This window comes from Agromyces sp. SYSU T00194 (assembly GCF_040496035.1).
GTDB classification, from domain to species: domain Bacteria; phylum Actinomycetota; class Actinomycetes; order Actinomycetales; family Microbacteriaceae; genus Agromyces; species Agromyces chitinivorans.
In genome coordinates, this window is sequence record NZ_JBEPJZ010000001.1 from 2423280 (window position 1) to 2448080 (window position 24801).

The window sequence follows — 24801 nt, forward strand, 5'->3', positions numbered from 1 at the left end:
CGGGATTCCGCGACGTCTCGACCGGTTGCGCCGACCAGTTTGTCGAATCGATTCGACTTCTCGTAGACTCCCTCCGTGACGACTCCCGACCGCACGGCGCCGACCCTGTCCCCGGCCCGCACCCGACTCGCCCTGCTCGCGCTCGCGCTGGGCGGCTTCGGCATCGGCGCGACCGAGTTCGTCGCCATGGGGCTCCTGCCCGAGCTCGCCGCGGACCTCCTGCCGGAGCTGAGCGCCACGGCACCGGAGGCGGCCATCGCCCAGGCGGGCTGGCTCATCTCGGCGTACGCGCTGGGCGTCGTGGTCGGTGCCCCCACCATCGCCGCGGCCGCCGCCCGATGGCCGCGCAAGCAGCTGCTGCTCTGGCTCGTCGCGGCCTTCACACTGGGCACGGTCGCCTCCGCGCTGCTGCCGACGTTCGGGCTCGTCCTCGTCGCACGGTTCGTGGCGGCCGTGCCGCACGGGGCGTACTTCGGCATCGCGTCGCTCGTCGCGGCGAGCCTGATGGGGCCGGGCAAGCGCGCCCGAGGGGTCGCGCTCGTCCTGTCGGGGCTCACGATCGCGAACGTCGTCGGCGTGCCCGCCATCACCTGGCTCGGCCAGCAGGCCGGCTGGCGCGTCGCCTACCTCGCCGTCGCCGGGATCTTCGCGCTGACCTTCGTCGCCATCGCCGCCGCGGTGCCGTGGCAGCCGGGCGACCGGGCGGCGTCGATCCGCCGCGAGCTCGGTGCGTTCCGGCGTGTGCAGGTGTGGTTCGCGCTCGGCATCGGGTCCATCGGATTCGGCGGCTTCTTCGCGGTCTACACCTACATCGCCCCGCTCGCGACGGAGGTCGCGGGCCTGCCGGCATCGTCGGTCCCGCTGATCCTGATGGTCGTCGGCGTCGGGATGACGATCGGCAACCTCCTCGGCGGCTGGAGCGCCGACCGCAGCGTGCGCCGCTCGCTGCGCGGGTTCTTCGTGCTGCTCGCCGCGGCCCTCGCCCTGCTGGGGCTCGTCGCGGGCTGGGCTCCCGGGCTCATCGTCGGCGCCATGCTGGTGGCCGCCGCGGCGGCGGCGCTCTCGCCGGTGATCCAGGCACGGCTGATGGACGTCGCCGGAGACAGCCAGTCGATCGCGGCCGCACTCAACCACTCGGCGCTGAACGTCGGCAACAGCCTCGGCGCGGCCGCGGGCGGCGCGGCGATCGCCGCCGGCCTCGGGTTCGTGTCGCCGATCTGGATCGGCGTCGGGTTCACCGTCGTCGGACTCGCGCTCACGCTGGCCAGCGCGGCGGTCGACCGGTCCTGGCAGCGACGCGGCGTGGTGGTGCCGTACGCCACCGGGGCCGTCTCGGTCGTCGAGGACGCCGCCTGACCCGTCCGGGGCGGGAGCCCGCGGTGCCGCCCGGCGGCGTCAGTCGCCCTGGAGGAGGATGCCGTCGGCGATCGCGCGCTTGCGCAGCGCGACCTTCGTGCCGACGTCGTAGCCGGCGAGGCGGTACTTCTCGCGGATGCGCTTGAGGTAGCTCTTGGCGGTCTCCTCGGAGATGCCGAGCTTGAACGCCACCGCCTTGACCGGTTCGCCGGCGCCGTAGAGGGCCATCACGCGGCGTTCCTGCGCGGACAGGCGCGGGCCCTCGCGGTCGTCGGCCAGCGCCGGCTCGAGCTCCGCCGAGATGAACGACTCGCCGGCGCGAGCGGCGCGGATCGCGTCGACGATGGTCTCGACCGGCTCGTTCTTGACGATGTACCCGAGCGCACCGGCGTGCAGCGCCTCACGCACGACCGCCGGGTCGGAGTAGGCGCTCATGAGCACGGTGCGCACGCCCGTGGTGTTGAGCGTCGAGATCTTCAGCGAGATCGGCAGGTTGTCCTTGAGGTCGAGGTCGAGCAGGACCACGTCGACCGGGAACTCCGGATGCGCCAGCAGCTCGGGCCAGGAGGGCACGGCCGCACACAGGTCCACGTCGTCCGCCGCGGTGGGGATCCAGTCGCTCAGCGCGCCGAGCAGCATCCGATGGTCGTCGACGACGGCGAGTCGGATCGTCTCGGCTTCCGGCATCAGCGCTCCTTTCGTGGGCCCCTCATCGTACGAGACCGACGTCCCCCGTATCGGCCCGATTCTCCACCGCGCAGTCGATCGTGATCGTTCTGACACCCGCGGCGACTCCGGACTCGTACGGTCCGACGATACCGGCTGCCTCCCAGGTGGACGGATCCGTGCGACCACGGGGAACGCCGTGGGCCGCGATCGCGATGGGGAACGCGGTGCGCCGCGGGTGCATGGGGTCGTGCGGCCTCGCGGGCCCGATGCGGACCCCGACCGGTGCCGCCGCCGATCGCGTGCGGTCGCTCGCGAGCAGCCACAGCACGAGCAGCAGCGCATCGCGCTGGCCCGGTGCGAGCGCGCCGGCGAGCCCGTCGGGATCGTGCACGTCCACGGCATCGGCGAGGAACTCCGACTCGGCGATCGCGTGCTTCAGCCAGGTGTCGGAACGTCCTTCCATGAGGCGCATCCGCAGTCGGGTCGCAAGCGCTCCCGCCGTGGCTGCGAGGTCGGGACGCAGCGGCAGGGCGACGCGCCCGGCGCCGATGTCGGCGAGCAGGCGCTCCGCGTCGTCGTCGAGGCGCGCGAGCTCCTCCGAGGCGAACATGCCGACCGCACGCGTCGAGGTCCCGACCGTGCTCTGCACGAGCACGAGGTCGAGCTCGAACCGGACGATCCGGCGCAGGCCGGCGGCCGCCAGCGCCGTGACGACGACCGGCAGGACCGCGGTCGACGCGCTGGCCACGCCGACGACCGACTGCAGCCCGCCCTGCTCCGCCTGGGTGATGGCGTCGACCGCCAGCACGATGGCGATCGCAGCGCCCAGGCCGAGGGCGAACCGCTCGTCGCGCAGCACCACGACCGGCATCAGCAGCGCCCCGATCGAGGGCGCCGCCGTGGGCGTCACGCCCAGCGACAGCGACCCGTGGGTGCCGACGAGGTCGAGCACCACCACCGCGAGCGCGACCAGCACGACCACGGCCGGGGCGACCCAGCGGATGCGCACCAGGACGAACGCCGCCCACGCCGCCGCCGTCCCCGGCAGCAGGACCGCCCAGGCCAGTGCCGAGGCCGACGCGTCGCGGTAGAACGGCACCAGCACGACGAAGTGCAGGAAGTGCATGGCGACCAGCAGGGCCGCCGCCGCGAGGAGCCCGCCCGCGAGCCGGCCGCCGCCGACGCCCTCGAGGGCCGCATCGGCGGCGCGCGCAGAGCGCGCCGGGCGCCGGAACCCGCGGGGCCCGGTGCGGGCGCCGTCGGCGACGGCGGGTGGCATGCCGCTCATGGCTTGGGCACCTCCAGCATCACCGTCGTGCCCGAGCCGGGGGAGGAGAACAGGCGCACGCGGCCGCCGACCGCGTGCAGGCGCCCCACGACCGACTCGGCGAACCCGAGCCGCTCCGGGTCGACGGTGGAGACGTCGAACCCGACCCCGGCGTCGGTGATCATGGCCCGCACGGTCGCCTGGTCGTCGGTGACGGTGACGTCGGCCTCGACGACCCCCGAGTGGCGCCGCACGTTCTCGAGGCACTCCGCCATGGCGCCGAGCAGGGCGTCGAGCGTCTCGCGCGGCAGCAGCACCTGGCCGGTTCCGTGCCAGTGCACCTCGAGTCCCATGCGCCCGAACCGCTGCTTGACCGACTCCAGCGTGGCGCCGAGCCCCTCATCGTCGTCGGGCGGCTCCGGGGTGAAGAAGGTGGCCGCCGCCTGCGGCGCCGCGGTCGCGTCCAGGCGCAGCTGCCGCAGCAGGCGCGCGTCCTCGCGCGCCTGCTCGCGCAGCGTCTCCGGGGCGACGCCGACGCCCGCGTGTGCGAGCAGGCTGAGCGTGGCCAGCACGGTGTCGTGCAGCAGTCGGGCGTCCTGGCGCTGCCTGGCCTCGAGTTCGCTGGCGAGGCGCTCGGCGCGGTGCGCCCCGCCGACCTCGTCGATCCGGGAGATGGCGACGCCGATCGCCCGGTCGATCCAGAGCGCGATCGCGACCATGCCGAGCCAGACGAGCGACATCGACAGCATCGCGAGTCCGGGCAGGCCGCCGGGGCGGAACGACGCGGCGGTGCCGAGGCCGATCGCGATCGCCGCGAGCAGCGCGAGCGGGATGCGGCGACGGCGGTGGACGACCAGCAGGAACGCGACCGAGGCGGCCGCGAGGCCGGACAGCAGCACCACGGCCGTCGCGGTCGACGGGTAGAGCCGGTTCGACGCCAGCGCGATGGCCAGGACCGCGGCGCCCGAGGCGGCCACGACCGCGACGCTCGACCCGACGGCATCGCGACCCGTGGCGAGTCCGACCGCGGCGGCGGTCGCGAGGCAGCCGAGCATGCCCCACGCCATGGCCCCCGGCGCACCGCCCGTGGGCACCATGAGGCAGAGCAGCGCCCCCAGGGCACCGGTCATGCCCGTCACGCGCGCCAGGCGCCGCAGCAGCCGGTCGCGCTCCTTGAGGATGCGTTTCATCCGCCCTCCGTGGCTTCCGCAGGTGCAACGATAGCGCGCGGACGGCGCGCAACCGGTGCGCTCAGCCCTCGAGCAGCTCCCGGACGGCGCGGCCGACCGCGTCGGACTCGATGAGGAAGGCGTCGTGCCCGAACGGCGAGTCGAGCACCACGGGCTCGCGACCGCGGATGCCGTTCGGCAGCCCGGCGGCGATCTCGACCTGGCCGTCGAGCGGGAAGTAGCGGTCGCTGCGGATGCCGAGGACGAGCGAACGCGCCCGCACCCGGGAGAGCGCCTGCGCGGTGCCGCCGCGGCCGCGGCCCACGTCGTGCGCGTTCATGGCCTCGGTCAGCGCGATGTAGCTGTTGGCGTCGAAGCGGCGCGTGAACTTGTTGCCGTGGAAGTCGAGGTACGACTCGACGGCGAACCGGCCTCCCGCGCCCATCGGGCTCAGCCCGCTCTGCCACGAGCGCTGGAACCGGTCGTTCAGCTCGGTCGCCGAGCGGTAGTTGAGCAGCGCCATGCGCCGGGCGAGCGCGAGGCCCCGCGTCGGGCCGTCGCCGTCGGCGGCGTCGTAGTAGTCGCCCGAACGGAACTGCGCGTCGGTGCGGATCGCCTCGACCTGCACGGTGTTGAGCGCGATCTGGTCCGCCGTCGCGACCGGGGGCGCGGCGAGCACGCCGATGGCGTCGACGCGGTCGGGTGCGTCGACCGCCCACTCCAGCGCGTGCATGCCGCCCATCGACCCGCCGATCGCGGCGGCCCAGCGCTCGATCCCGATCGCGTCGGAGAAGGCGGCCTGCGCGCGCACCTGGTCGCGGATCGTGAGGTACGGGAAGCGCGCACCCCACTCCGCGCCGTCGGGCGCGAATGACGCCGGCCCGGTCGATCCCTGGCAGCCGCCCAGCACGTTCGGCGCGACGACGAACCAGCGATCGGTGTCGATCGGCTTGCCGGGGCCGACCACGTCGGGCCACCAGCCGGCGCTCGCGTGCCCGGGCCCCGCGGCGCCGATGACGTGGCTGTCGCCGGTGAGGGCGTGCAGGATCAGCACGGCGTTGTCCCGCTCGGGCGACAGCGTGCCCCAGGTCTCGTAGGCGATGCGCGCGCGCGCCAGCTCGGCGCCGGACTCGAGCGCGAGCGGGCCGATCCGCACGAAGCGCCGGTCGCCCTCGGGGTCGCCCTCGCGCCACGCGCCGGTGGCGGGCGGCTTGCCGAGCAGCGACCGCGCCTGGGCGTCGGTGACGAAGCTCGAGGGCACCACGTCGGCGGTCGTCTGCCAGTCCATGCGTCCATTCTCGCCGCAGCGCGGGCGCGGGCCCGCCGTGTTACGACGACGGCCGAGACGACGGATGCCCCGTGCCGTCGGGCACGGGGCATCCGCCTGCTGCGCGAGGGGGCCGGTCAGGCGCGCAGCGACTCGGTGACGCGCTTGGCGGCGGCGAGGCCCGCCTCGAGGTCGGCCTTCAGGTCCTCGACGTTCTCGATGCCGACCGAGAGGCGCACCAGGCCCGGCGTGACGCCGGTGGTGAGCTGCTGCTCGGGGGTCAGCTGCGAGTGCGTCGTCGACGCGGGGTGGATGACCAGCGAGCGGACGTCGCCGATGTTCGCGAGGTGGCTGAACAGCTGGAGCTCGTCGACGAGCGTGCGGCCGGCGTCGACGCCGCCCTTCAGCTCGAACGAGAGCACTGCGCCGACGCCCTTCGGGGCGTACTTGTTCGCCGCGGCGTACCACGGGCTCGAGGGCAGGCCCGAGTAGTTCACGCTCGCCACCTCGGGGTGGGAGTCGAGCCACTCGGCGATCTCCTGCGCGTTCTGCACGTGGCGCTCGATGCGCAGGCTCAGCGTCTCGATGCCCTGGATGAGCTGGAACGCGTTGTTGGGCGAGATGGCGGCGCCGAGGTCGCGCAGCAGCTGCACGCGGGCCTTGATGACGAACGCGAGGGCGTCGCCGACCGCCGCCGTGTAGCTGGCGCCGTGGTACGACGGGTCGGGCTCGGTGAGCCCGGGGAACTTGTCCACGTGCTCCGACCAGGCGAACGAGCCGCCGTCGACGATGATGCCGCCGACGACGGTGCCGTGCCCGCCGAGGAACTTCGTCGCCGAGTGGATCACGATGTCGGCGCCGTGCTCGAACGGGCGGATGAGGTACGGCGTCGCGATCGTGTTGTCGACGATCAGCGGCACGTCCGCCGCGTGGGCGACGTCGGCGACGAGCGAGATGTCGAGCACGTTGATCTTCGGGTTGCCGATCGTCTCGGCGAAGAAGAGCTTCGTGTTCGGGCGCACGGCACGGCGCCACTCCTCGGGGTCGTCCTGGTTCTCGACGAAGGTCGTCTCGATGCCGAGCTTCGCGAGGGTGTACTTGAACAGGTTGTAGGTGCCGCCGTAGATCGAGCTCGACGAGACGATGTGGTCGCCCGCCTGCGCGATGTTCAGCACCGCGAACGTCTCGGCCGCCTGGCCGGACGCGACGAGGAGGGCGCCGGTGCCCCCCTCGAGCGCGGCGACGCGCTCCTCGACGACCGCCTGGGTCGGGTTCATGATGCGGGTGTAGATGTTGCCGAACTCGGCCAGCGCGAAGAGGTTCTGCGCGTGCTGGGCGCTGTCGAACACGTACGACGTCGTCTGGTAGATCGGCGTGGCGCGCGCGTGGGTGGTGGGGTCGGGCGCGGCGCCCGAGTGCACCTGCTTGGTCTCGAACCGCCAGTCTGCGGGCTGCTCGCTCATCGTGGGTCTCCTGTGGTCGCGATCGGGCTCGAGTCGTTCCCGGGCTCTCGGATGCAGCGTAGGCACGCCCGCGGCCACCGGCAACGGTCGGCGCAACACGCCGTAACCGGCTGTTTCCCCGTCAGTGCGACGGCGCGGGCGGCCCGGAGCCCCGCAGCAGGTCGTCGTCGTCGGGCAGCACGATGGTGCCGGTCGCGGTGTGCGGCTCCGGGCGGAACAGCCAGCGCGCGCGGGGCTGCACCAGCGGGCGGAAGATCCGCATCACCAGGGGTTGCGAGAGCAGGATCGACACGCCGACGCAGAACACGATCATGATCGGCAGCGCCCAGGCCGGCTGGTCGCCTGCGAGCAGGTCGGACTCGCGGATGGGGTAGAGCACGAAGCTGTGCAGCAGGTAGATGTACATCGTCGCCGCGCCGTACGGCGTGAACCAGTGCGCCCCGCGCGGCATGAGCATCAGGAACGCCACGGTCATGACCATGGCGGAGGCGAGCAGCGCGAGCCGGATGAGTCCCGACCACGGCTCGTCGTACCCGATCGCCATGTAGGCGTCGTCGTACAGCATGAAGCGCCGCAGCCCGATGTCGCGCCAGGTGCCGATGGCGAGCGGCATGACGGCGAGCACGATCGCGAACAGCGCGATGGCGCCGGCGCGCCAGCGCCAGACGACGGCCGGGCGCAGGTCGAGCCAGCGATCGGTGACCTGCCACTGGCGCAGCTGCCAGCCGAACACGAAGAACGGCAGCATGCCGAACGTGCGCGTGAGCGCGAGCGTCGAGTCGATGGCCTCGGTGTACCCGGCGCCGATCGAGATGACGATGGCGATGAGCAGCGGATACCGCAGCAGCACGAGGTACGGCAGGGCGATGCGCCACATCGCCAGGGCGAGCAGGAACCAGAGCGTCCAGGACGGCGTCGTGTAGTCGAGCGAGAACGCGCCGCCCGTGAGCCACTTGACGACCGTCCAGATGGTCTCGAAGACCAGGTACGGGAAGACGACGTCGGTGAGGATCAGCCGCAGCGCGCGCGCGTTCTGCGGGGCCGACTTCGTGAAGTACCCCGACACGGTGACGAAGACCGCCACGTGGAACGAGTAGATGAACAGGTACACGCTGTAGGCGGAGTCGGACTCGGCGATCAGCGGCAGGATGCCGTGGCCGACGACCACGAGCGTGATCGCGATCCAGCGGGCGTTGTCCCACATGGGCACCCGCCGCTTCCCGCGTGGTCGCGGGGGCTGGGCGGGGACCGCGGGCGGCGGGCCGGAGGGCGAGGGCGACTCGGACTCGGACATGCCCACCATTGTCACCCTCGAACGGGGGACAGGACAGCGGGCGCTCCCGCACCCGGGCAGAATGTCGGCATGGACATGCGACGGGTCATGGTCACGGGGTCGGGTTCGGCGGGGCAGTCGCCACGGATGCCCGGGGGCGCGGCGTGAGGCCGAAGCACGCACCGCGCGAGGACGAGATCGCCCGGCGCCTCGCATGGGAGCGGGTGCTGGCGACGCCGCTCCTCGTGCTCGGGGCGGCGTTCATCGTGGCGTACTCGGTGCTCATCCTCGACGACGGCGACCTCGGCCCCGACTGGCGTTCGGCGATGCTGACCACGGCCCTCGTCACCTGGATCGCGTTCGGCGTCGACTACGTGGTGCGCCTGATCGTGACGCCGCACCGGTACCGGTGGAACTTCGTCTCGCACAACGTGATCGACCTGCTCTCGGTGCTGATCCCGCTGTTCCGCGCCTTCCGCGTGATGCACCTGCTGCGGCAGGTGCCGTACTTCCGGTCGAGGACGGGCAACGCGGTGCGCGCGCGCATCGTCTCGTACGCCGTGGGCTACGCGATCATCTTCGTCTACTTCATCGCGCTCGCGACCCTGCAGGCCGAGCGCGACGCGCCCGGGGCGACGATCACCGACTTCGGCCTGGCCGTCTGGTGGGCGGTCGTGACCATCGCCACGGTCGGCTACGGCGACACGTATCCCGTGACGGTCGTCGGTCGGCTGTACGCGACCGCGCTCATGGTCGGCGGCATCGCCATCGTGGGCACCGCGTCGGCGACGATGATCTCGGTCATCTCCGACAAGATCGGGGTCTCCCTGCACCGCGACATCCCGTCGGGCGCGGGCGGCGACGACGGCGCGACGGGCGCCGGCGACGCCGGCGACGCCGGCGCGACGGACGCCGACGCGACCGACGACGGACGGATAGCCTGAACGCATGAGCATCGACCACGACGCGGGCACGGACGAGATCCGCCGCGAGATCCTCGGCTGGGACGACTTCGCGGGGGCGTCGCGCACCCTCGCGTCCGACGTGCTGGGCAGCGGCTTCCGCCCCGACGTCGTGATCGCGATCGCGCGCGGCGGGCTGCTGCTGGCGGGTGCGATCGCCTACGCGCTCGGCACCAAGAACTGCGGTTCGATCAACGTCGAGTTCTACACGGGGGTCGACGCACGGTTGCCCGAGCCGATCGTGTCGGGGCCGATGCTCGACGCGCCGGCGCTCGCGGGCAAGCGCGTGCTGCTGGTCGACGACGTCTCCGACTCGGGCCGCACGCTCAAGAAGGTCGTGGGCATGATCACGGATGCGGGCGCCGAGGTGCGCACCGCGACGCTGTACGTCAAGTCGCAGACCGTGCTCGTGCCCGACTACACGTACCGTTCCACCGACGACTGGATCGTCTTCCCGTGGTCGGCCCTGCCGCCCGTCGACGAGGCGGTCGAGGCGGCCTCGTGAGCGTGCACCTCGTGGGCGGCGGGTGGACGCCCGCCCACCAGCCCGAGGTGTTCCGCGGCTTCGTCGCCGAGGCGGCCGAGCGCGCCGCCGCCGAGGGCGCGGCGGTACCGGTGATCGCCGTGCTGCTGCTCGACGTGCCCGGCGGCGGCCCGAACCCGTACGCCGACCTCTACCGCGGCGCGCTCGCCGCGGGCGGCGGCGCCGACGTGCGCATCACGGGCGTGGCCGAGGCGGACGGCGAGTTCGCGCCGGTCCACCTGGCCGGTGCGCACGGCGTCCTCGTCGGCGGAGGTCCCACGCCCGGCTACCGCCGCGCGGTCGAACCGATCGCGGGGGAGCTGCGCCGGCTCGTGGCATCCGGTTCGCCCTACCTCGGGTTCTCGGCCGGTGCCGCGATCGCGGCCGACACCGCGATCCTCGGCGGCTGGCGCATCGGCGGCGTGCCGGTCTGCGGCGAGGAGGCGGGCGAGGGCCTCGACGACGTGACCGTGGAACCGGGCATCGGGCTGGTCGACCTGACCGTCGAGGTGCACGCCGCGCAGTGGGGCACGCTCGCGCGGCTGATCGCCGCGACCGAGGCGGGGCTGGTGCCCGGTGGCGTCGCGATCGACGAGGACACGGCACTGGTCGTGGGCGAGTCGGTGCGCGTCGCCGGCGCGGGCAGCGTCTGGCGCGCCGAGGCGACCGACCGCGGCGTGCTCGTGACCACCCTGGGGGCCTGAGTGCCCCGCACGCTGGCCGAGCTCGCCGACGACGGCCTGGTCGACGCCGGCTGGGCGGAGGCGCTGCAGCCGGTGGCGGCGCGGATCGCCGCAATGGGCGACTTCCTCCGCGCCGAGGTCGCCGAGGGGCGCGGCTACCTGCCCGCGGGCGATCGCGTGCTGCGCGCGTTCCAGCGGCCGCTCGCCGACGTGCGCGTGCTGATCGTCGGCCAGGACCCGTACCCCACCCCGGGGCATCCGATCGGGCTGTCGTTCGCGGTCGAGTCGCACGTGCGCCCGGTGCCGCGGAGCCTGCAGAACATCTACCGCGAGCTGCGCGACGACCTCGGCGTGCCGACGCCCGATCACGGCGACCTCACCGCCTGGTCGGACGCGGGCGTCATGCTGCTGAACCGCGTGCTGACCGTGCGCCCGGGGGCCCCGGCGTCGCACCGCGGAAAGGGGTGGGAGGAGGTCACGGAGCACGCCATCCGCGCCCTCGTCGGGCGCGGCACGCCGCTGGTCGCGATCCTCTGGGGACGCGACGCGGCCGGCCTGAAGCCCATGCTCGGCGACGTGCCGTCGATCGAGTCGGCGCACCCGAGTCCGCTGTCGGCGTCGCGCGGGTTCTTCGGCTCGCGGCCGTTCAGCCGTGCGAACGCCCTGCTCGCGGAGCAGGGCGGGGCCCCGGTCGACTGGGCCCTCGCGTGAGCCGCTGTCGGGGCCGTCGCGCCCGCGGCTAGTCTGTCGTCATGCTCGAGGAGGAATACCAGCAGCGCCGCCAGTTGCCGCATCACCTGCGCAAGCCGGCGCCGCAGGAGGCGCCCTTCGAGTACGCGATCCGCGACGCGCGCGCCGAGGACCTGCCCGCCGTGCGCGAGATCTACAACTACTACGTCACCAACTCGACGGTCACCTTCGACGAGGACCGCATGACGATGCGCGAGTGGAAGCAGAAGTTCGCCTACCTCCAGCGGCTCGGCATGCCGTTCATCGTCGCCCAGTCGCCGTCGGGCCAGCTGCTCGGCTACGCCCTCGTGTCGCCGTGGAAGCAGAAGCGCGCCTACCGCTACACGGTCGAGAACTCGATCTACCTCGGGCCGGCGGCCACCGGCAAGGGGCTCGGGAAGGTACTGCTCGGCGAGCTCATCGAGCGGTCGAGGGCGGCGGGGCTGAAGGAGATGCTCGCGGTGATCGCCGACCAGGGCGCCGACGCGTCGATCCGCCTGCACCGGAAGTTCGGCTTCCGCGAGATCGGGCGCATGGGCCGGGTCGGGTTCAAGTTCGACCGCTGGCTCGGCACGGTGCTGCTGCAGCGGTCGCTGAAGTGAGCGGATGCCCCGCCGTCGGCGTGCGCCCCGGGGCATCCGCTCGTGCTCAGTCCTTCGGCGTCGCGCGTCGCAGGGCCAGCCAGGACAGGCCCGCGAAGACCGCCGAGAGCGGGAGCGAGAACGCGGCGACCCCGACGGGCCCGAGGTCGACGAACCACCTGCCGAACGCCTGCCAGCTCTGCGTCCAGGTGAGCACTCCCACCGCGGCGACGCTGAGCACGCCGATCGCGACCCAGAGCACGACCAGGCCGTTCATGCGCCACCGCATGTGGAAGGTCCCGAAGAGTCCTCCCGTGAACATGAAGTAGGCCTGCACGGCGAAGAACACGAACCACGTGCCGAGCCAGCTTCCGGCGTCGAACCACACCGCGGTGAACATGTGGGCGCCGAACCCCCACCCGTTCGTCCAGGTCTCGATCGCGGCGAGCAGGGTCAGCGCCGCCGCCGTGCCCGCCGAGAGGCCGAGGAAGAGCACCGACGTGCCGATCCAGAAGTCGCGGCGGGTCACGCCGAATCCGAGCTGGAACGGGAACGAGGCGCTGATCGCCGTGACGCCCGCGATGAGCATGTAGACGAGGATCGAGAGCACGCCGCCGTTGAACTGCGTGCCGTCGCTCACCGCGACGCCGTCCTCGGGGGGCAGGCTCGCGGTCAGGATGGCCCAGATCGCGAGGGTGATCGCGAACGCCGAGCCGAGGATGATCCACGGCAGCACGAGGAATCCCCATCTGCTCGTCAGGTGCAGGCGCACGACGGTGCCGATGCGGTTCACGATGGTCGTTCCTTCCGGTCGAGCGGCGGCCGGTGCCGTCGTCGTGGCGAGTGCGGTGCTCATGCGTCCGTCCCCGTTCCGCGGGCACGGTTGCCGGTCGTGCGCACGATGAGCTGCTGCAGCGAGACGGGCGCGAGCTCGAGTCCGGCGGCGCGCGCGTCGGCGCGGTCCTCGGGGGTGAGTGCGTCCGCGACGGTCGCGCCGAGCGTGCCGCCGAGGTGCTCGCGGTGCAGCACCTCGCGACCGGCGATGAACGCCTCGACCCGGTCGGCGGGGCCGACGACGGTCGCCCCCTGCTCGCGCAGCGTCTCCGCGGGTTCGTCGATGACGATGCGCCCGTCGTCGATCACGAGCACGTGCTCGAGCAGGTCGGCGACCTCGTCGATCAGGTGGGTCGAGAGCACCACCGTGCGCGGGTGCTCCGCGTAGTCGGCGAGCAGCCGGTCGTAGAAGAGCTGGCGGGCGACCGCGTCGAGGCCGAGGTACGGCTCGTCGAAGAACGTCAGCGGCGCCCGGGAGGCGAGCCCGACGATCACGCCGATCGCGGAGTGCTGCCCGCGCGACATCTTCTTCATCGGTCGGTCGACGGGCACGTGGAACTCCGCGACGAGCTCGTCGGCGAACGCGGCGTCCCAGTCGGGGAAGCAGAGCGGCGCGGCCTTCAGCACGTGCCGGCCCCTGAACTCGTCGGGGTAGCGCTGGCTCTCCTTCACGAAGCAGACGCGGCTGAGCACCCGTGCGTTCTCGAGCGGGCGCTCGCCGAAGACCGTCGCGGTGCCGCCGGTCGGGAAGTCCTGGCCGGTGAGCAGTTGCATGAGGGTGGTCTTGCCGGCGCCGTTGCGGCCGAGGAGCCCGACGATGCCGTGCTCGGCGACGGAGATGCTCACGTCGTCGACGGCGTGCACGTCGCCGTACCTTCGACTGAGCCCGTCGGTGGCGATGACTGCGGTCATGGGGTGGGATCCTTCCGGGAGTCGGTGATGAGTGCGGCGACCTCGCTCGGGCTGATGCCCAGCGACTCGGCCTCCGTGAGCAGGGGGGCGACGAAGGCGGCGACGAACGAGGCCCGACGGCGCGCGAGCAGGCGCTCGCGGGCGCCGTCGGCGACGAACATGCCGATGCCGCGTCGCTTGACGAGGATGCCGTCGTCGACGAGGCGGTTGACGCCCTTGCCGGCGGTGGCGGGGTTGATGCGGTAGAACGCGGCGATCTCGTTCGTCGACGGCGCCTGCCCCCCGTCGGGGAGCGTGCCGGCGACGATGTCGTCCTCGATGCGCTCGGCGACCTGGACGAAGATCGGCTTGCCGTCCTCGATCATCGCCACCACATCGGTTCATTAGTCATGTAATGAACCAATCATGCACCGCGGCGGATGTCAACCCCGTACGCTCGGAGGGTGACCGCGCTGCACGAGCTCTCCGCCGTCGCCCAGCGCGACCTGCTCCAGCGGGGCACCGTCTCGCCGACCGAGCTGGTCGCGCACTACCTCGAGCGCATCGCCCGGCTGGGGCCCGCGTCCGGGGCGTTCACGACGGTGCGGGTGGATGCCGCGCTGGCGCGGGCCGCCGACGTCGAGGCGTCGGCCAGTCCCGCGGCACCGCTCTGGGGCATGCCGCTCGCCGACAAGGACCTCGTGCGCCGCGCGGGCGTGCCGACGGGGTTCGGTTCGCGCGCGTTCGCCGGCTTCGTGCCCGACGCCTCCGACCCGCTCGCCGACGACCTCGACGCCGCGGGCGCGGTAAGCGTCGGCAAGACCGCGACGCCCGAGTTCGGGCTCACCTCCTCGGCGCAGTCGCTCGCCTCCGCGCCCGTGCGCCACCCGCTCGATGCGTCGCTCGACCCCGGCGGGTCCAGCGGGGGAGCGGCGGTGGCCGTCGCCGCCGGCCTGCTGCCGTTCGCGCCCGGCTCCGACGGCGGCGGGTCGATCCGCATCCCCGCTGCCGCGTGCGGGCTGGTCGGCATCAAGCCCTCGCGCGGGCGCGTGCCCGAGGGGTCGGGCATCGCCATGCTCGGCGGCCTGCCGGTCGCGGGCGCCATCGGGCGCGACGTCGCGGACGCGGCGCTGCTGCTGGACGGCATGGTCGCGCCGCGCGGGCTGCCGGCGCGGCATCCGTTCGCCCTGCGCGCCCCGGGCGAGGACGGGCCGTTCCTGTCGGCGGCGATGCGCGCGTCGGGCCGGTTCCAGCTCGCCGTGCTGCGCGACACCCCGTGGGACGAGGGGTTCGACGTGTCGGTGTCGCCGGAGGCCGACGAGGCGCTGACCGTCGCGCTCGATGCGCTGGCCGTCATGGGGCAGGGCCTCGAGGAGCTGCCGCGCTCGCCGGAGCCCGCCTACCCCGACGCCTTCCGCACGCTCTGGCAGGTGGGTGCCGCGTCGATCCCGCTCGAGCCCTCACAGGAGCCTGCCGTCGAGCCGCTCACGGCCTGGCTGCGCGAGGTCGGCCGCCGCTGCACCGGTACCGAGCTGGCCGCAGCCCTGGCCGAGCTGACCGCGTTCGAGCGGCGCACGATCGCCCGCTTCGCGCCGTACGACGCGATCGTCTCCCCGGCGCTCGCGATGACGCCGCGCCCCATCGGGTGGTACGACCAGCAGGACGGCGAGGCCAACTTCGCCCAGCAGGTGCGGTACACGCCGTTCACCAGCTTCGTGAACGTGGCGGGCCTGCCCGCGGTCACGGTGCCCGTGCGGCGCACCGCCGAGGGGCTGCCGATGGGCGTGCAGCTCATCGGGCGCCCGGGCGGCGAGGCGACGATCCTGACCATCGCCGCCATGCTCCAGCGGCGGTTGCGGCCGCCGGCCCCGACGTTCGTCGACTGACGGACCTCTTTCCGCAGGGGACTTGACGCGTCGACGCGTCATGGCAGACTTAGGTAATGCTTACCTCACCTGCGGTCGCCATCCGAGCCCTCGACGACCGCCCCGCCTTCCGCGCGTTCCGCGCGAGGGTCGGCGGCGTGCGGCGGCTGACCCCCGGATTCCTGCGCGTCACCTTCATGGGCGACGACCTCACGGGATTCGGCACCGCGGGGCTCGACCAGCGCGTGAAGCTCGTGCTCCCGCTGCCCGGCACGGAGTACGACGCGTTCCCGGAGGGCGAGGACTGGTACGGCGCCTGGCGCGCACTGCCCGAGCACCTGCGCAACCCGATCCGCACCTACACGATCCGCGCGGTGCGCCAGGAGCTCGCCGAGGTCGACGTCGACTTCGCCCTGCACGGCGACGGCGGCCCCGCGTCGCGCTGGGCCCGTCACGCGACGGTCGGCGACCCGATGGTGCTGGTCGGCCCCGACGACCTCAGCACGGGCCGCGCGCTCGGCATCGACTGGCGGCCCGGCGATGTCGACACGGTGCTGCTCGCGGGAGACGAGACGGCCGCCCCGGCGATCTGCGCCATCCTCGAGTCGCTGCCCGCCGAGGCTCGGGGCTGCGCGTTCCTCGAGGTCCCGACCCCGGAGGACGTGCTCGACGTGGTCGCCCCCGCAGGCGTCGACGTGCGCTGGCTCCCGCGCGCCGCGGGCGCGCGCCACGGCTCGCGACTGGTGCCGTCGGTCCGCGACGCGGCGGCGCGCATCATGATCGCGGGCGGCGCGCACGACGAGGTGACCGACGTCGACGTCGACCGCGAACTGCTCTGGGACGTGCCCGAGGGCCGCAGCCTCGACGGCGGCATCTACGCCTGGCTGGCCGGCGAGGCCTCGGTGATCAAGGCGCTGCGGCGCTACCTGGTCGGCGAGGCCGGCCTCGACCGCCGACGCGTCGCCTTCATGGGCTACTGGCGCCTCGGTCGCGCCGAGCTGGGCTGAGGTGGGTCCGACGTCCGCGCCCGCGGTGACGTCGGGGACCGGCACCAAGCGACCGGATGCCCCGCTGCGGGCGCCCGGTCGCGCGCGCCGCGTGCTCGCGGTGGTCGCTTCGGTGCTGCTGCTGGTCGTGATCATCGGGGCGAGCCTCGCGTTCGGTGTACGCCAGATCGACCTCGACGTGGTGCGCCAGGCGCTCGTCGCGCCGGTCGCGGGGGATGCCGACCACCGCGTCGTCCTGGAGCTCCGCGTGCCGCGGACCGTCGTCGGGCTGCTCGCCGGCGCCGCGCTCGGGCTGGCGGGCACCCTCATCCAGGGCGTCACCCGCAACCCGATCGCCGACCCCGGGCTGCTCGGCGTGAACTCGGGCGCCTCGCTCGCCGTCGTGGTCGCGATCGCCGCGTTCGGGGTCGTCGACCCGCTCGGCTACATCTGGTTCGCCTTCGCCGGTGCCGCGCTCGCCGCGACCGTCGTCTTCGCGATCGGACACGGGCAGCCCGTGCGCCTCGCCCTCGTCGGCGCCGCGCTCACGTCGCTGCTCACGCCGCTCATCACCGTCGTGCTGCTCCGGGACGCCGACACGTTCAACCAGTACCGGTTCTGGGCCGTGGGTTCGCTGACCGGGCGCGGGCTCGACACCGTGCAGGTGCTCTGGCCGTTCCTCGTGGTCGGCGGGGTGCTCGCCCTCCTGCTCGCGCGGCGCATGAACCTGCTCGCGCTGGGCGACGACGTCGCCCGCGGGCTCGGCCAGCGTGTCGGCACCACGCGTGCGCTCTCCGGCGCCGCGATCGTGCTGCTCTGCGGCACGGCCACCGCGCTCGTCGGCCCGATCGCGCTCGTCGGCCTGGTCGTGCCGCACGCGGCGCGGCGGCTGGTCGGCAGTGACTACCGCTGGATCGCGGGCCTCGCGCTCGTGCTCGGCCCGGCGCTGCTGCTCGCGGCCGACGTCATCGGCCGGCTCGTCGTGAGCCCGGGAGAGCTCGAGGCGGGCGTGGTCGCCGCGTTCATCGGGGCGCCCGTGCTGATCGCGGTCGCGCGCGGCCGTCGCGTGGCGGGGGTGTGACGCCCGTGGCATCCGCTCGCCCCCTCCCGCCGCCCGTCACCGGTACCGCCGCGGCGGTCGTCGCCGTGCGGGCCCGTCGCGTGCGCCGCCGCGGCCTCGTCATCGCCGGTGCCGTGGGCGTGATCGTCGTCGCCGCGCTGGTCGCGCTGCTGCTCGGCGCGGCCGACCTCGACCCGCTGCGGGTGCTGCGCGCGCTGGTCGGCGTGGGAGAGCCCGCCGACGAGTTCGTCGTGCACCGCCTGCGGCTGCCGCGCATCCTCGCCGCGCTCATCGCGGGATCCGCGTTCGCGCTGGCGGGCGCGATCTTCCAGTCCGTGCTGCGCAACCCCCTCGCGAGCCCCGACATCCTGGGCATCGCGAGCGGCGCGAGCCTCGGCGCGGTGTGGGCCATCCTCGGCCTGGGCATCACGGGCGCCGCGGTCGCGCCGTTCGCGTTCGGCGGCGCGCTCGCGGTGGCGGTCGCGATCTGGCTGCTGGCCTGGCGCCAGGGGCTGCACGGCATCCGGTTCGTGCTCGTCGGCGTGGGCATGGCCTACCTCTGCGGGTCGGCGCTCGCGTGGCTGCTCGCGCGCGCCGACGTGCGCGACGCGCAGTCGGCGCTCGTCTGGACCGTCGGCAGCCTCGCCGACGTGCGCGGCGACGCGCTCACGACCCTCGCGATCGGCGTGGGCCTGCTCGCGCTGCTCGCCGTGCTGCCCGGGCGCTCGGTGGAGGTGCTCGCGCTCGGCGACGACCACGCCCGCGCGCTCGGCGTCGCATCCGACCGGGCGCGGGTGCTGCTGCTCCTGGTCGCGGTCGGCCTCGTGGCCGTCGCCACCTCGGTGGCCGGCCCCATCGCCTTCGTGGCACTCGTGGCGCCCGCCATCGCACGCAGCCTGCTCCGCGACGGATCGGCCGCGCTCGTCGTCGCCGCCCTGTGCGGGGCGGCCCTGACGCTCGCCGCCGACGTGATCGGCCAGTACGCGCTGCCCGGCGGCAGCGCTCCCGTCGGGATCGTCACCGGCATCGTCGGGGCGCCGTACCTGTTGTGGCTGCTCGCCACCGGAAGGAGGACCCGCGCATGACCGCAGCGACCGTCCCGCCCGCACCGACCGGCGCCCCGCGGGCGACGCCCGTGCCGGCGCTCGTCGCCGACGGCGTCAGCCTCGGCTACGACGGGCGACGGGTCATCGAGGAGCTCGACCTGTCGCTGCCGGCGGGGGTCGTCACCGCGGTCGTCGGCCCGAACGCGTGCGGGAAGTCGACCCTGCTGCGCGGCCTCGCGCGGCTGCATCCGCTCGACGCGGGCACGGTGCGCCTGAGCGGGCGAGACGTGCGGCGGATGTCGCGGCGCGACCTGGCCCGCCTCGTCGGCGTGCTGCCGCAGACCTCGGTCGCACCGGAGGGCGTGCGCGTCGCCGACCTCGTCGCGCGCGGACGCCACCCCCACCAGGGCTGGTTCGGGCGGCACACGAGCGATGACGCGGCCGCGGTGGCCCGAGCGCTCGACGCGACCGGCATGGCCGACCTCGCCGACCGTCCGGTCGAGGAGCTGTCGGGCGGGCAGCGGCAGCGCGCCTGGATCGCGATGGTCCTCGCCCAGGAGACCGACGTGGTGCTGCTGGACGAGCCGACCACGTTCCTCGACCTCGCGCACCAGGTCGAGCTGCTCGACCTGCTCACGGAGCTGAACCGCGACCGTGGGACGACCGTGGTGATGGTGCTGCACGACCTCAACCTCGCCGCACGGTACGCGGACCACCTCGTGGTGATGGCGTCCGGCCGCGTGATGGCCGAGGGGGCGCCCGAGGAGGTGCTCACCGCGCGCACCGTGCGCGAGGCGTTCGGACTGGAGGCGCGCGTGATCCCGGACCCGGTCGCGGGCACGCCGATGGTGGTGCCGATGGGGCGCTTCCACCCAGCGGCCGGCGATGCCGGTGCGGATGTCGCGGGATGACGTCGTGCATCGCGGACGGCGGCGCCGGGTGGCATCCGCTCGCTGGTTAGGTTAGCCTAGCCTTACATTCCCTTCGATCCTGCAAGGAGCACCCGTGCGTCTTCGACGTTCCCTCGCGCTCGCGGCCATCGCCGCCACCGCCCTCGCCCTCACCGCCTGCGCCGCCGACACCGGCATCGGCACCGACGCGGAGGACGGCGCCGCCGAGGCGGCCACCGGCGAGTTCCCCGTGACCCTCGAGCACGCGCTGGGCACGACCGAGATCACCGAGGCGCCCGAGCGCGTCGCCACCTGGGGCTGGGGCTCCACCGAGGCCGCGATCGCCCTCGGCGTGTTCCCGGTGGCCGTCGCCGAGCAGCCCTGGACCGTCGGCGAGGACGCGCTGCTGCCCTGGGTCGAGGAGGCCTACGACGAGGCGGGCATCGAGCACCCCGCGATCCTCGACGACTCCGAGGGCGGCGCGACCGTGCCCTACGAGGAGTTCGTCGACGCGGCGCCCGACCTCATCCTCGCCCCGTACTCGGGCCTCACCCAGGAGCAGTACGACCTGCTCTCGGAGATCGCCCCGACCGTCGCCTACCCCGACGCGCCGTGGACCACCCCGTGGGACGACGAGATCCGCATCGTCGCCGAGGCGCTCGGCCGCCCGGCCGACGGCGACGCGGTGCTCGCCGACATCGCCGACTACTTCGCCACTGCGGCCGCCGAGCACCCCGACTTCGCCGGCACCACCGTCGCGAACGTCTGGGACGGCGACGGCTTCGTGTACGTCTACACCGCCGCCGACGCGCGCGTCGACGTGCTCACCGACATCGGCTTCGAGATCGCGCCGAGCGTGTCCGAGCTCGACACCTCAGACGGCGGCTTCTACTACGAGCTGAGCTACGAGGAGCTCGACAAGCTCGACGCCGACGTGATCGTCAGCTACCACAGCACCGAGGAGGAGGCTGCGGCGTTCCTGGAGAAGTCCGAGCTGCAGGCCATCCCGGCCGTCGCCGCGGGCCGCGTGGCGCAGGTCTTCGACCCGGTGAAGGTCTCGTCGGTCTCGCCGCCGACCGCGCTCAGCGTGACCTGGTCGGGCGGCATGCCCGAGCTGGTCGAGGCGCTGCAGGCCGCGCTCGACTGACGCCCCACGCCCCGGTGCACACGGCCGGGCGGATGCCTCCCGCAGGCGCCGCCCGGCCGTCGTCGTCCGTGCGGGGCCGGTCAGGCCGTCGCGCGTCCGGGAGAGCGGCGCCTGCGGCGCTTCACGTAGCCGCCGTCCTCCAGCCCGGCCTCGATCTCGAACCGGTTGCGCAGCGGATCACGCCCCGACAGCAGGTAGAGGAACGGGAAGAGCATGCCGTACCGGCGCCACTGCGCGACGTGCACGCGCTCGTGGCGCAGCACGGGCTCGGAGACGTTCTCGTACGTGAGGTAGCACGCGCCGACGCACGACCCGCCGCGCCCGAAGGTCCACTTCGGCATGCCGCGGAAGACCACGAGGCCGCCCTCCTTCTCGATGCGGCCCGTGCTCCAGAGGAAGCCCCAGGCCAGGCCGACGAGGTGGGCGTACCAGAACCCGGCGCGGCTCACGGGGGAGTCGAGCAGCAGTCGGCGGATCACGCGGCGCCCTCGAACCCCGGGCGACCGTACGCCTCGAGCAGGCGCAGCCAGATCTCGCTCATCGTCGGGAACGCGGGTACGGCGTGCCAGAGCCGGTCGATCGGCACCTCGCCGACGATCGCGACGGTGGCGGCGTGCACGAGCTCGGCGACGTCCTGCCCGACGAACGTGGCGCCGACGACGACGCGACGGTCCTCGTCGACGACGAGGTTCGCGTGACCGGAGTAGCCGTCGGCGTGGGCGGTCGCACCGGCCACCCACCCCAGCCGGTAGTCGACGACGCGGGCGCGGACGCCCCGGCTCGCCGCCTCCGCGGCCGTGAGGCCGACCGTCGCGACCTCGGGTTCGGTGAACGCGACCGTCGGCACCGCCGAGTGGTCGGCCGTCGCGACGTGGGCGCCCCAGGGCTCGGTGTCGGGCGTGCCGCCCGCGGCGCGCGAGGCGATCACGTCGCCCGCGGCGCGCGCCTGGTACTTGCCCTGGTGGGTGAACAGCGCGCGACCGGTCACGTCGCCCACCGCGTACAGCCAGTCGAGCCCGTCGGCGGTGGCGCGCAGGGTGTCGTCGACGGCGATCCACTCGCCGGGCGCGAGGCCGACGGTCTCGAGGCCGACGTCGGTGGTGCGTGCGCGGCGGCCGGTGGCCACGAGCAGCTCGTCGGCCGTCACCTCGGCCCCGTCGGGCAGGGTGAGCACGACCCGGTCGTCGTCGTCCCGCGCGATGGCGTCGGGGGTGCAGCCGGTGCGCACGTCCACCCCGAGCGCGCGCAGCCCGTCGGCCACGGCCTCGGCGGCGAACGGCTCGAACTTCGACAGCAGCCCGCTGCGCGTCAGCAGGGTGACCTGCGACCCGAGCGACGCCCAGGCGGTGGCCATCTCGCAGCCCACGACGCCGCCGCCGAGGATCGCGAGGCTGCCCGGCACCGACTGCGCGCTGGTCGCCTCGCGGCTCGTCCACGGGCGCGCCCGGTCGAGGCCCCTGATCGGCGGGAACTCCGGGGTCGACCCCGTGGCGACGACGACGGCGTGCCGGGCCTCGAGCACGCGCTGGCCGCCGTCGGGTTCGGCGACGCGCACGCGACGCGGTCCGTCGAGCCGGCCGTGCCCCCGCACGAGGTCCGCGCCGATGCCGTGGACCCAGCGCACCTGACCGGTGTCGTCCCAGTCGCCCACGCGGGCGTTCCGCCGCGCGAGCACCGCCGCGGCGTCGAGGCCGCCCGTGACGGCCTCGGCGGCGCCCGGCACGCGCTGCGCCGCCCGCAGTGCCGCACCGGATCGGAGCAGGGTCTTCGACGGCTCGCACGCCCAGTACGAGCACTCGCCGCCGACGAGCTCGTGCTCGACGACCGCGGCGGTGAGCCCGCCGGCGATCGCGCGGTCGAGCACGTTCTCGCCGACGGCGCCGGCGCCGATCACGACGACGTCGTAGGTGGTGGGCTGCATCGGCTCCTCCGGTCGGCCGGCGCGAGGGCGCGGCGGGTCAGGCGGTGAGCGCCCCGATCAGGCGCAGGATGGTCGGCAGGTCGTCGCCCGCGGCCTCGACGCTCGACGGGGCGAAGCCCGCGATCGACGCGCCGGCGAGCGGGAACCTCGCGAGGACCGCCCGCAGCAGCGCCGCAACGTCGGCCGGCGAGGCGCCGAACGGCACCGCGTCGGCGACGCCGTCGAACGCCGCGGGATCGAGCACGTCCAGGTCGACGTGCACGTAGAGCCGTTCCACGCCGCCGCGGGCGAGGGCGTCGATCACGTCGTCGGGGCGGGCCAGCCCCGCGACGCCGATCGAGGTGACGCCGGACTCCCGGAGCGCCACGACCTCCGCGTCGTCGAGGTCGCGCGCACCGCCGAGCACCACGCGGTCGGCCGCCACGGCGACCTCCGGCGCGAGCGCGAGCCCGTCGGCGCCCTCGCCGAGTGCGGCGCGCAGCGCCATGCCGCCGAACGCTCCCGAGGGCGACGAGTCGGGCGTGTGCAGGTCGGCGTGCGCGTCCAGCCAGAGCACCCCGAGGGCCGTGCCGTGGCGGCGGGCCGCGTGCGCGACGGCGCCGACGCTCGCGCCGCAGTCGCCGCCGACGACGATCGCGGCGCCGTCGATCTCGCCGAGGGCGTCCTCGACGCGCTCGCGCACGTGCAGCACGGAGGTGAGCCGCTTCACGCCGCTGCCGAGGGCGTCTCCGGCGCCCGTCGGCACCTCGACGCTGCGCGTGGCCGAGGCGGGCAGGTCGCCGCGGATGGCCTCGGCGCCGTCGACGAGCTGGAGCGCGCGTGCGCTGTCGGAGCCCTGCCAGAGGGGCACCACGAGGAAGGTCGCCGCCACGCGGGCCTACCGCGTCCGCACCGGTGCGGGCACCGGTCCCGATCGCATTCGCGACATCGTCGCCACCCTCCCCGGACTCGTCTGTGCCGAGTCTAGGCACGCCCCGCGGGCAGCGTCCACCGTCCGCCGGTTCACGCGGCGCCGACGGCGGCGACCTCGTCGAGCAGTGCCGCGCGCACGCGCCGCTGCGCGAGCACGGACGCCCCCGCGAGCACGGGCTCCCGCACCACGGCGGCCGCCCGGACCTCCGGATCCCACCTGCTGACCGCGCGGATGCGCTCGCGGACCGCCGCCGCGAGCGCCGCGCCGCCGAGCGCCGCGGTCGGGCCGCCGAGCACGAGCACCGCCGGGTCGAGCACCGCGAGCACCGGGAGCGCCGCCAGCGCGACCCGGTCCGCCAGCTCCGCGAGCAGGGCGGCGGCGCCGGGGGCGTCGTCGAGCGCGGCGCGCGACGCGTCGATCCCGTGCGCGCGGGCGAGCCGTACGACGGCGCCCGCGCCGACGAGGTCCTGCAGGATGCGCGCGTCGGGATCGAGCGCGGCGGCGACCGCGGGCACCGGCAGGAAGCCGATCTCGCCGGCGCCGCCGAAGCTGCCGCGGTGGATGCCGCCCGCCGCGTCGAAGGCGGCGCCGACGCCGTTCCCGAGCCACAGCAGGGCGAACGCCTCGCGCACGCTGCCCAGCGTCCGCTCGGCGAGCGCGGCGAGGTCGACGTCGTTCTCGACGAGCACCTCGCGTTCGAGCGCCGCCTCGAGCGTGCGTTGCAGCCCGGTCGTGGGCCATCCGGGCAGGGTCTCGCTGAAGAGCTCGCCGTTCCTGCCCGGATCGACGTAGCCGGGGATGCCGAGGCACACGGTGCGCACGCGGGCCGCGTCCGCTCCCGCGGCGGCGCAGGCGGCGTCGATGGCGTCCCGCAGCTCGCCGACGGCGTCGCGCGCGCCGGCACCGGCGGGGAGGCTGCGGCGCGCCACGGGATGCTCGGTGCCGGCCGCGTCCACGACCCGCGCCCGCAGCTCGGCGGCGTCGAGGTCGACCGCGACGCCGAGCCGCCGGTCGAGCCGGGCCGCGTAGACGACCGCGCTGGGGCCGGCCGAGCGCGACACCCGCCCCTGCTCCTCGATGAAGCCGCCGGCGATGAGGCGCTGCATGATCAGGGAGGCGGTGGGCTTGGAGACGCCGACGAGCTCGCAGATCCGCTGGCGGGTGAGCGGCCCGTGCTCGAGCAGGACCGACAGGCCCGCGCGGTCGTTGACGGCGCCGAGCCAGGCGGGCGTGCCCTTGGCGCTCGCGTCCGTCATCCGTCGTTCTCCCCACCGCGCGCCCGACGGCGCATGCAGGTGCGAGCATA

The 24801-nt window shown here is 74.2% G+C and carries 25 protein-coding genes; 12 read left to right on the forward strand and 13 right to left on the reverse strand.

The annotated features are described in order from the left end of the window. Nucleotides 1–75 precede the first annotated feature (75 nt). Nucleotides 76–1356: an MFS transporter gene (locus tag ABZK10_RS11390; RefSeq protein ID WP_353809317.1), complete on the forward strand. Its 1281-nt coding sequence runs from the start codon at nt 76–78 to the stop codon at nt 1354–1356. Nucleotides 1357–1395: 39 nt separating this feature from the next. Here ABZK10_RS11390 and ABZK10_RS11395 read toward each other — a convergent pair whose 3' ends face one another. The 6 genes from ABZK10_RS11395 to ABZK10_RS11420 all read right to left on the reverse strand — a co-directional run bounded on the left by ABZK10_RS11395 (nt 1396) and on the right by ABZK10_RS11420 (nt 8485). After that, entirely contained in the window at nt 1396–2043 is a 648-nt protein-coding gene (locus ABZK10_RS11395; protein WP_353809318.1) for a response regulator, read from the reverse strand. A gap of 22 nt (nt 2044–2065) precedes the next feature. Continuing rightward, the gene (locus ABZK10_RS11400) at nt 2066–3313 is read right to left on the reverse strand and encodes a hypothetical protein (protein ID WP_353809319.1); all 1248 of its coding nucleotides are present in this window, start codon (nt 3311–3313) and stop codon (nt 2066–2068) included. Continuing rightward, nucleotides 3310–4482 carry an ATP-binding protein gene (locus ABZK10_RS11405; RefSeq protein WP_353809320.1) on the reverse strand — a complete coding sequence of 391 codons (1173 nt, stop codon included), beginning with the start codon at nt 4480–4482 and terminating at the stop codon, nt 3310–3312. The genes ABZK10_RS11400 and ABZK10_RS11405 overlap by 4 nt, the downstream gene beginning before the upstream one ends. 61 nt (nt 4483–4543) lie before the next feature. Next, nucleotides 4544–5749 (reverse strand): homoserine O-acetyltransferase MetX, encoded by a 1206-nt coding sequence (metX, locus tag ABZK10_RS11410; RefSeq protein WP_353809321.1) that lies wholly within the window; start codon nt 5747–5749, stop codon nt 4544–4546. 116 nt (nt 5750–5865) lie between these two features. Next, nucleotides 5866–7191 (reverse strand): bifunctional o-acetylhomoserine/o-acetylserine sulfhydrylase, encoded by a 1326-nt coding sequence (locus ABZK10_RS11415; protein WP_353809322.1) that lies wholly within the window; start codon nt 7189–7191, stop codon nt 5866–5868. A 121-nt stretch (nt 7192–7312) separates the two neighbouring features. Next, nucleotides 7313–8485: an acyltransferase family protein gene (locus ABZK10_RS11420; protein ID WP_353809323.1), complete on the reverse strand. Its 1173-nt coding sequence runs from the start codon at nt 8483–8485 to the stop codon at nt 7313–7315. 143 nt (nt 8486–8628) lie between these two features. Here ABZK10_RS11420 and ABZK10_RS11425 point away from each other — a divergent pair, with 143 nt between their 5' ends. Genes ABZK10_RS11425 through ABZK10_RS11445 form a run of 5 tightly spaced genes read left to right on the forward strand, consistent with a single transcriptional unit; the run spans nt 8629 to nt 11963 of the window. Further along, entirely contained in the window at nt 8629–9408 is a 780-nt protein-coding gene (locus ABZK10_RS11425; RefSeq protein ID WP_353809324.1) for a potassium channel family protein, read from the forward strand. 4 nt (nt 9409–9412) lie between these two features. Then, on the forward strand, nt 9413–9931 hold the full coding sequence (locus ABZK10_RS11430) for a phosphoribosyltransferase (RefSeq protein ID WP_353809325.1): 519 nt from the start codon (nt 9413–9415) through the stop codon (nt 9929–9931). Further along, complete coding sequence (locus ABZK10_RS11435; RefSeq protein ID WP_353809326.1) at nt 9928–10653, forward strand: type 1 glutamine amidotransferase family protein; 726 nt, start codon at nt 9928–9930, stop codon at nt 10651–10653. Before ABZK10_RS11430 ends, ABZK10_RS11435 begins: the two co-directional genes overlap by 4 nt. Then, nucleotides 10654–11343: a uracil-DNA glycosylase gene (locus ABZK10_RS11440; protein ID WP_353809327.1), complete on the forward strand. Its 690-nt coding sequence runs from the start codon at nt 10654–10656 to the stop codon at nt 11341–11343. It begins immediately after the preceding gene. A 41-nt stretch (nt 11344–11384) separates the two neighbouring features. Then, nucleotides 11385–11963 carry a GNAT family N-acetyltransferase gene (locus ABZK10_RS11445; protein WP_353809328.1) on the forward strand — a complete coding sequence of 193 codons (579 nt, stop codon included), beginning with the start codon at nt 11385–11387 and terminating at the stop codon, nt 11961–11963. A 46-nt stretch (nt 11964–12009) separates the two neighbouring features. On the opposite strand, the gene ABZK10_RS11450 is transcribed toward ABZK10_RS11445, so the two are convergent. The 3 genes from ABZK10_RS11450 to ABZK10_RS11460 are packed head-to-tail and all read right to left on the reverse strand — an operon-like array spanning nt 12010 to nt 14053. Next, a complete protein-coding gene (locus ABZK10_RS11450; RefSeq protein WP_353809329.1) occupies nt 12010–12798 on the reverse strand; it encodes a hypothetical protein in 789 nt (262 codons plus the stop codon). Further along, nucleotides 12795–13688, reverse strand: a complete 894-nt coding sequence (locus ABZK10_RS11455) for an ABC transporter ATP-binding protein (RefSeq protein WP_353809330.1) — start codon at nt 13686–13688, stop codon at nt 12795–12797. The genes ABZK10_RS11450 and ABZK10_RS11455 overlap by 4 nt, the downstream gene beginning before the upstream one ends. Then, nucleotides 13685–14053: a GntR family transcriptional regulator gene (locus ABZK10_RS11460; RefSeq protein WP_353809660.1), complete on the reverse strand. Its 369-nt coding sequence runs from the start codon at nt 14051–14053 to the stop codon at nt 13685–13687. The genes ABZK10_RS11455 and ABZK10_RS11460 overlap by 4 nt, the downstream gene beginning before the upstream one ends. Nucleotides 14054–14131: 78 nt before the next feature. On the opposite strand from ABZK10_RS11460, the gene ABZK10_RS11465 reads away from it, so the two are divergent. From ABZK10_RS11465 to ABZK10_RS11490, 6 genes are all read left to right on the forward strand, one after another. Beyond that, complete coding sequence (locus tag ABZK10_RS11465; protein WP_353809331.1) at nt 14132–15553, forward strand: amidase; 1422 nt, start codon at nt 14132–14134, stop codon at nt 15551–15553. A gap of 56 nt (nt 15554–15609) precedes the next feature. Next, on the forward strand, nt 15610–16539 hold the full coding sequence (locus ABZK10_RS11470; protein WP_353809332.1) for a siderophore-interacting protein: 930 nt from the start codon (nt 15610–15612) through the stop codon (nt 16537–16539). A 25-nt stretch (nt 16540–16564) separates the two neighbouring features. After that, on the forward strand, nt 16565–17599 hold the full coding sequence (locus ABZK10_RS11475; RefSeq protein WP_353809333.1) for a FecCD family ABC transporter permease: 1035 nt from the start codon (nt 16565–16567) through the stop codon (nt 17597–17599). A 5-nt stretch (nt 17600–17604) separates the two neighbouring features. After that, nucleotides 17605–18663 carry a FecCD family ABC transporter permease gene (locus tag ABZK10_RS11480; protein ID WP_353809334.1) on the forward strand — a complete coding sequence of 353 codons (1059 nt, stop codon included), beginning with the start codon at nt 17605–17607 and terminating at the stop codon, nt 18661–18663. Then, the gene (locus tag ABZK10_RS11485; RefSeq protein ID WP_353809335.1) at nt 18660–19535 is read left to right on the forward strand and encodes an ABC transporter ATP-binding protein; all 876 of its coding nucleotides are present in this window, start codon (nt 18660–18662) and stop codon (nt 19533–19535) included. The genes ABZK10_RS11480 and ABZK10_RS11485 overlap by 4 nt, the downstream gene beginning before the upstream one ends. 94 nt (nt 19536–19629) lie before the next feature. Beyond that, the gene (locus ABZK10_RS11490) at nt 19630–20661 is read left to right on the forward strand and encodes an iron-siderophore ABC transporter substrate-binding protein (protein WP_353809336.1); all 1032 of its coding nucleotides are present in this window, start codon (nt 19630–19632) and stop codon (nt 20659–20661) included. A gap of 80 nt (nt 20662–20741) precedes the next feature. Here ABZK10_RS11490 and ABZK10_RS11495 read toward each other — a convergent pair whose 3' ends face one another. The 4 genes from ABZK10_RS11495 to ABZK10_RS11510 form a co-directional block, all read right to left on the reverse strand. Then, nucleotides 20742–21140, reverse strand: a complete 399-nt coding sequence (locus ABZK10_RS11495; protein ID WP_353809337.1) for a Fe-S oxidoreductase — start codon at nt 21138–21140, stop codon at nt 20742–20744. Beyond that, nucleotides 21137–22582, reverse strand: coding sequence for a dihydrolipoyl dehydrogenase family protein (locus ABZK10_RS11500; protein WP_353809338.1), 1446 nt, complete (start codon nt 22580–22582; stop codon nt 21137–21139). Before ABZK10_RS11500 ends, ABZK10_RS11495 begins: the two co-directional genes overlap by 4 nt. 37 nt (nt 22583–22619) lie before the next feature. After that, entirely contained in the window at nt 22620–23453 is an 834-nt protein-coding gene (locus ABZK10_RS11505) for an arginase family protein (RefSeq protein WP_353809339.1), read from the reverse strand. Between the two features lie 131 nt (nt 23454–23584). Next, entirely contained in the window at nt 23585–24751 is a 1167-nt protein-coding gene (locus tag ABZK10_RS11510; RefSeq protein WP_353809340.1) for an ROK family transcriptional regulator, read from the reverse strand. Nucleotides 24752–24801: the final 50 nt, after the last annotated feature.

Bases quoted from the DNA above. Each gene is read 5' to 3' on its own strand.
- ABZK10_RS11500 (WP_353809338.1), bottom strand. From the start codon at position 22,582: ATGCAGCCCACCACCTACGACGTCGTCGTGATCGGCGCCGGCGCCGTC.
- ABZK10_RS11445 (WP_353809328.1), top strand. From the start codon at position 11,385: ATGCTCGAGGAGGAATACCAGCAGCGCCGCCAGTTGCCGCATCACCTG.
- ABZK10_RS11485 (WP_353809335.1), top strand. From the start codon at position 18,660: ATGACCGCAGCGACCGTCCCGCCCGCACCGACCGGCGCCCCGCGGGCG.
- ABZK10_RS11450 (WP_353809329.1), bottom strand. From the start codon at position 12,798: ATGAGCACCGCACTCGCCACGACGACGGCACCGGCCGCCGCTCGACCG.
- ABZK10_RS11415 (WP_353809322.1), bottom strand. From the start codon at position 7,191: ATGAGCGAGCAGCCCGCAGACTGGCGGTTCGAGACCAAGCAGGTGCAC.
- ABZK10_RS11400 (WP_353809319.1), bottom strand. From the start codon at position 3,313: ATGAGCGGCATGCCACCCGCCGTCGCCGACGGCGCCCGCACCGGGCCC.
- ABZK10_RS11405 (WP_353809320.1), bottom strand. From the start codon at position 4,482: ATGAAACGCATCCTCAAGGAGCGCGACCGGCTGCTGCGGCGCCTGGCG.
- ABZK10_RS11460 (WP_353809660.1), bottom strand. From the start codon at position 14,053: ATGATCGAGGACGGCAAGCCGATCTTCGTCCAGGTCGCCGAGCGCATC.
- metX (WP_353809321.1), bottom strand. From the start codon at position 5,749: ATGGACTGGCAGACGACCGCCGACGTGGTGCCCTCGAGCTTCGTCACC.
- ABZK10_RS11420 (WP_353809323.1), bottom strand. From the start codon at position 8,485: ATGTCCGAGTCCGAGTCGCCCTCGCCCTCCGGCCCGCCGCCCGCGGTC.
- ABZK10_RS11470 (WP_353809332.1), top strand. From the start codon at position 15,610: ATGCTTACCTCACCTGCGGTCGCCATCCGAGCCCTCGACGACCGCCCC.
- ABZK10_RS11510 (WP_353809340.1), bottom strand. From the start codon at position 24,751: ATGACGGACGCGAGCGCCAAGGGCACGCCCGCCTGGCTCGGCGCCGTC.
- ABZK10_RS11430 (WP_353809325.1), top strand. From the start codon at position 9,413: ATGAGCATCGACCACGACGCGGGCACGGACGAGATCCGCCGCGAGATC.
- ABZK10_RS11395 (WP_353809318.1), bottom strand. From the start codon at position 2,043: ATGCCGGAAGCCGAGACGATCCGACTCGCCGTCGTCGACGACCATCGG.
- ABZK10_RS11455 (WP_353809330.1), bottom strand. From the start codon at position 13,688: ATGACCGCAGTCATCGCCACCGACGGGCTCAGTCGAAGGTACGGCGAC.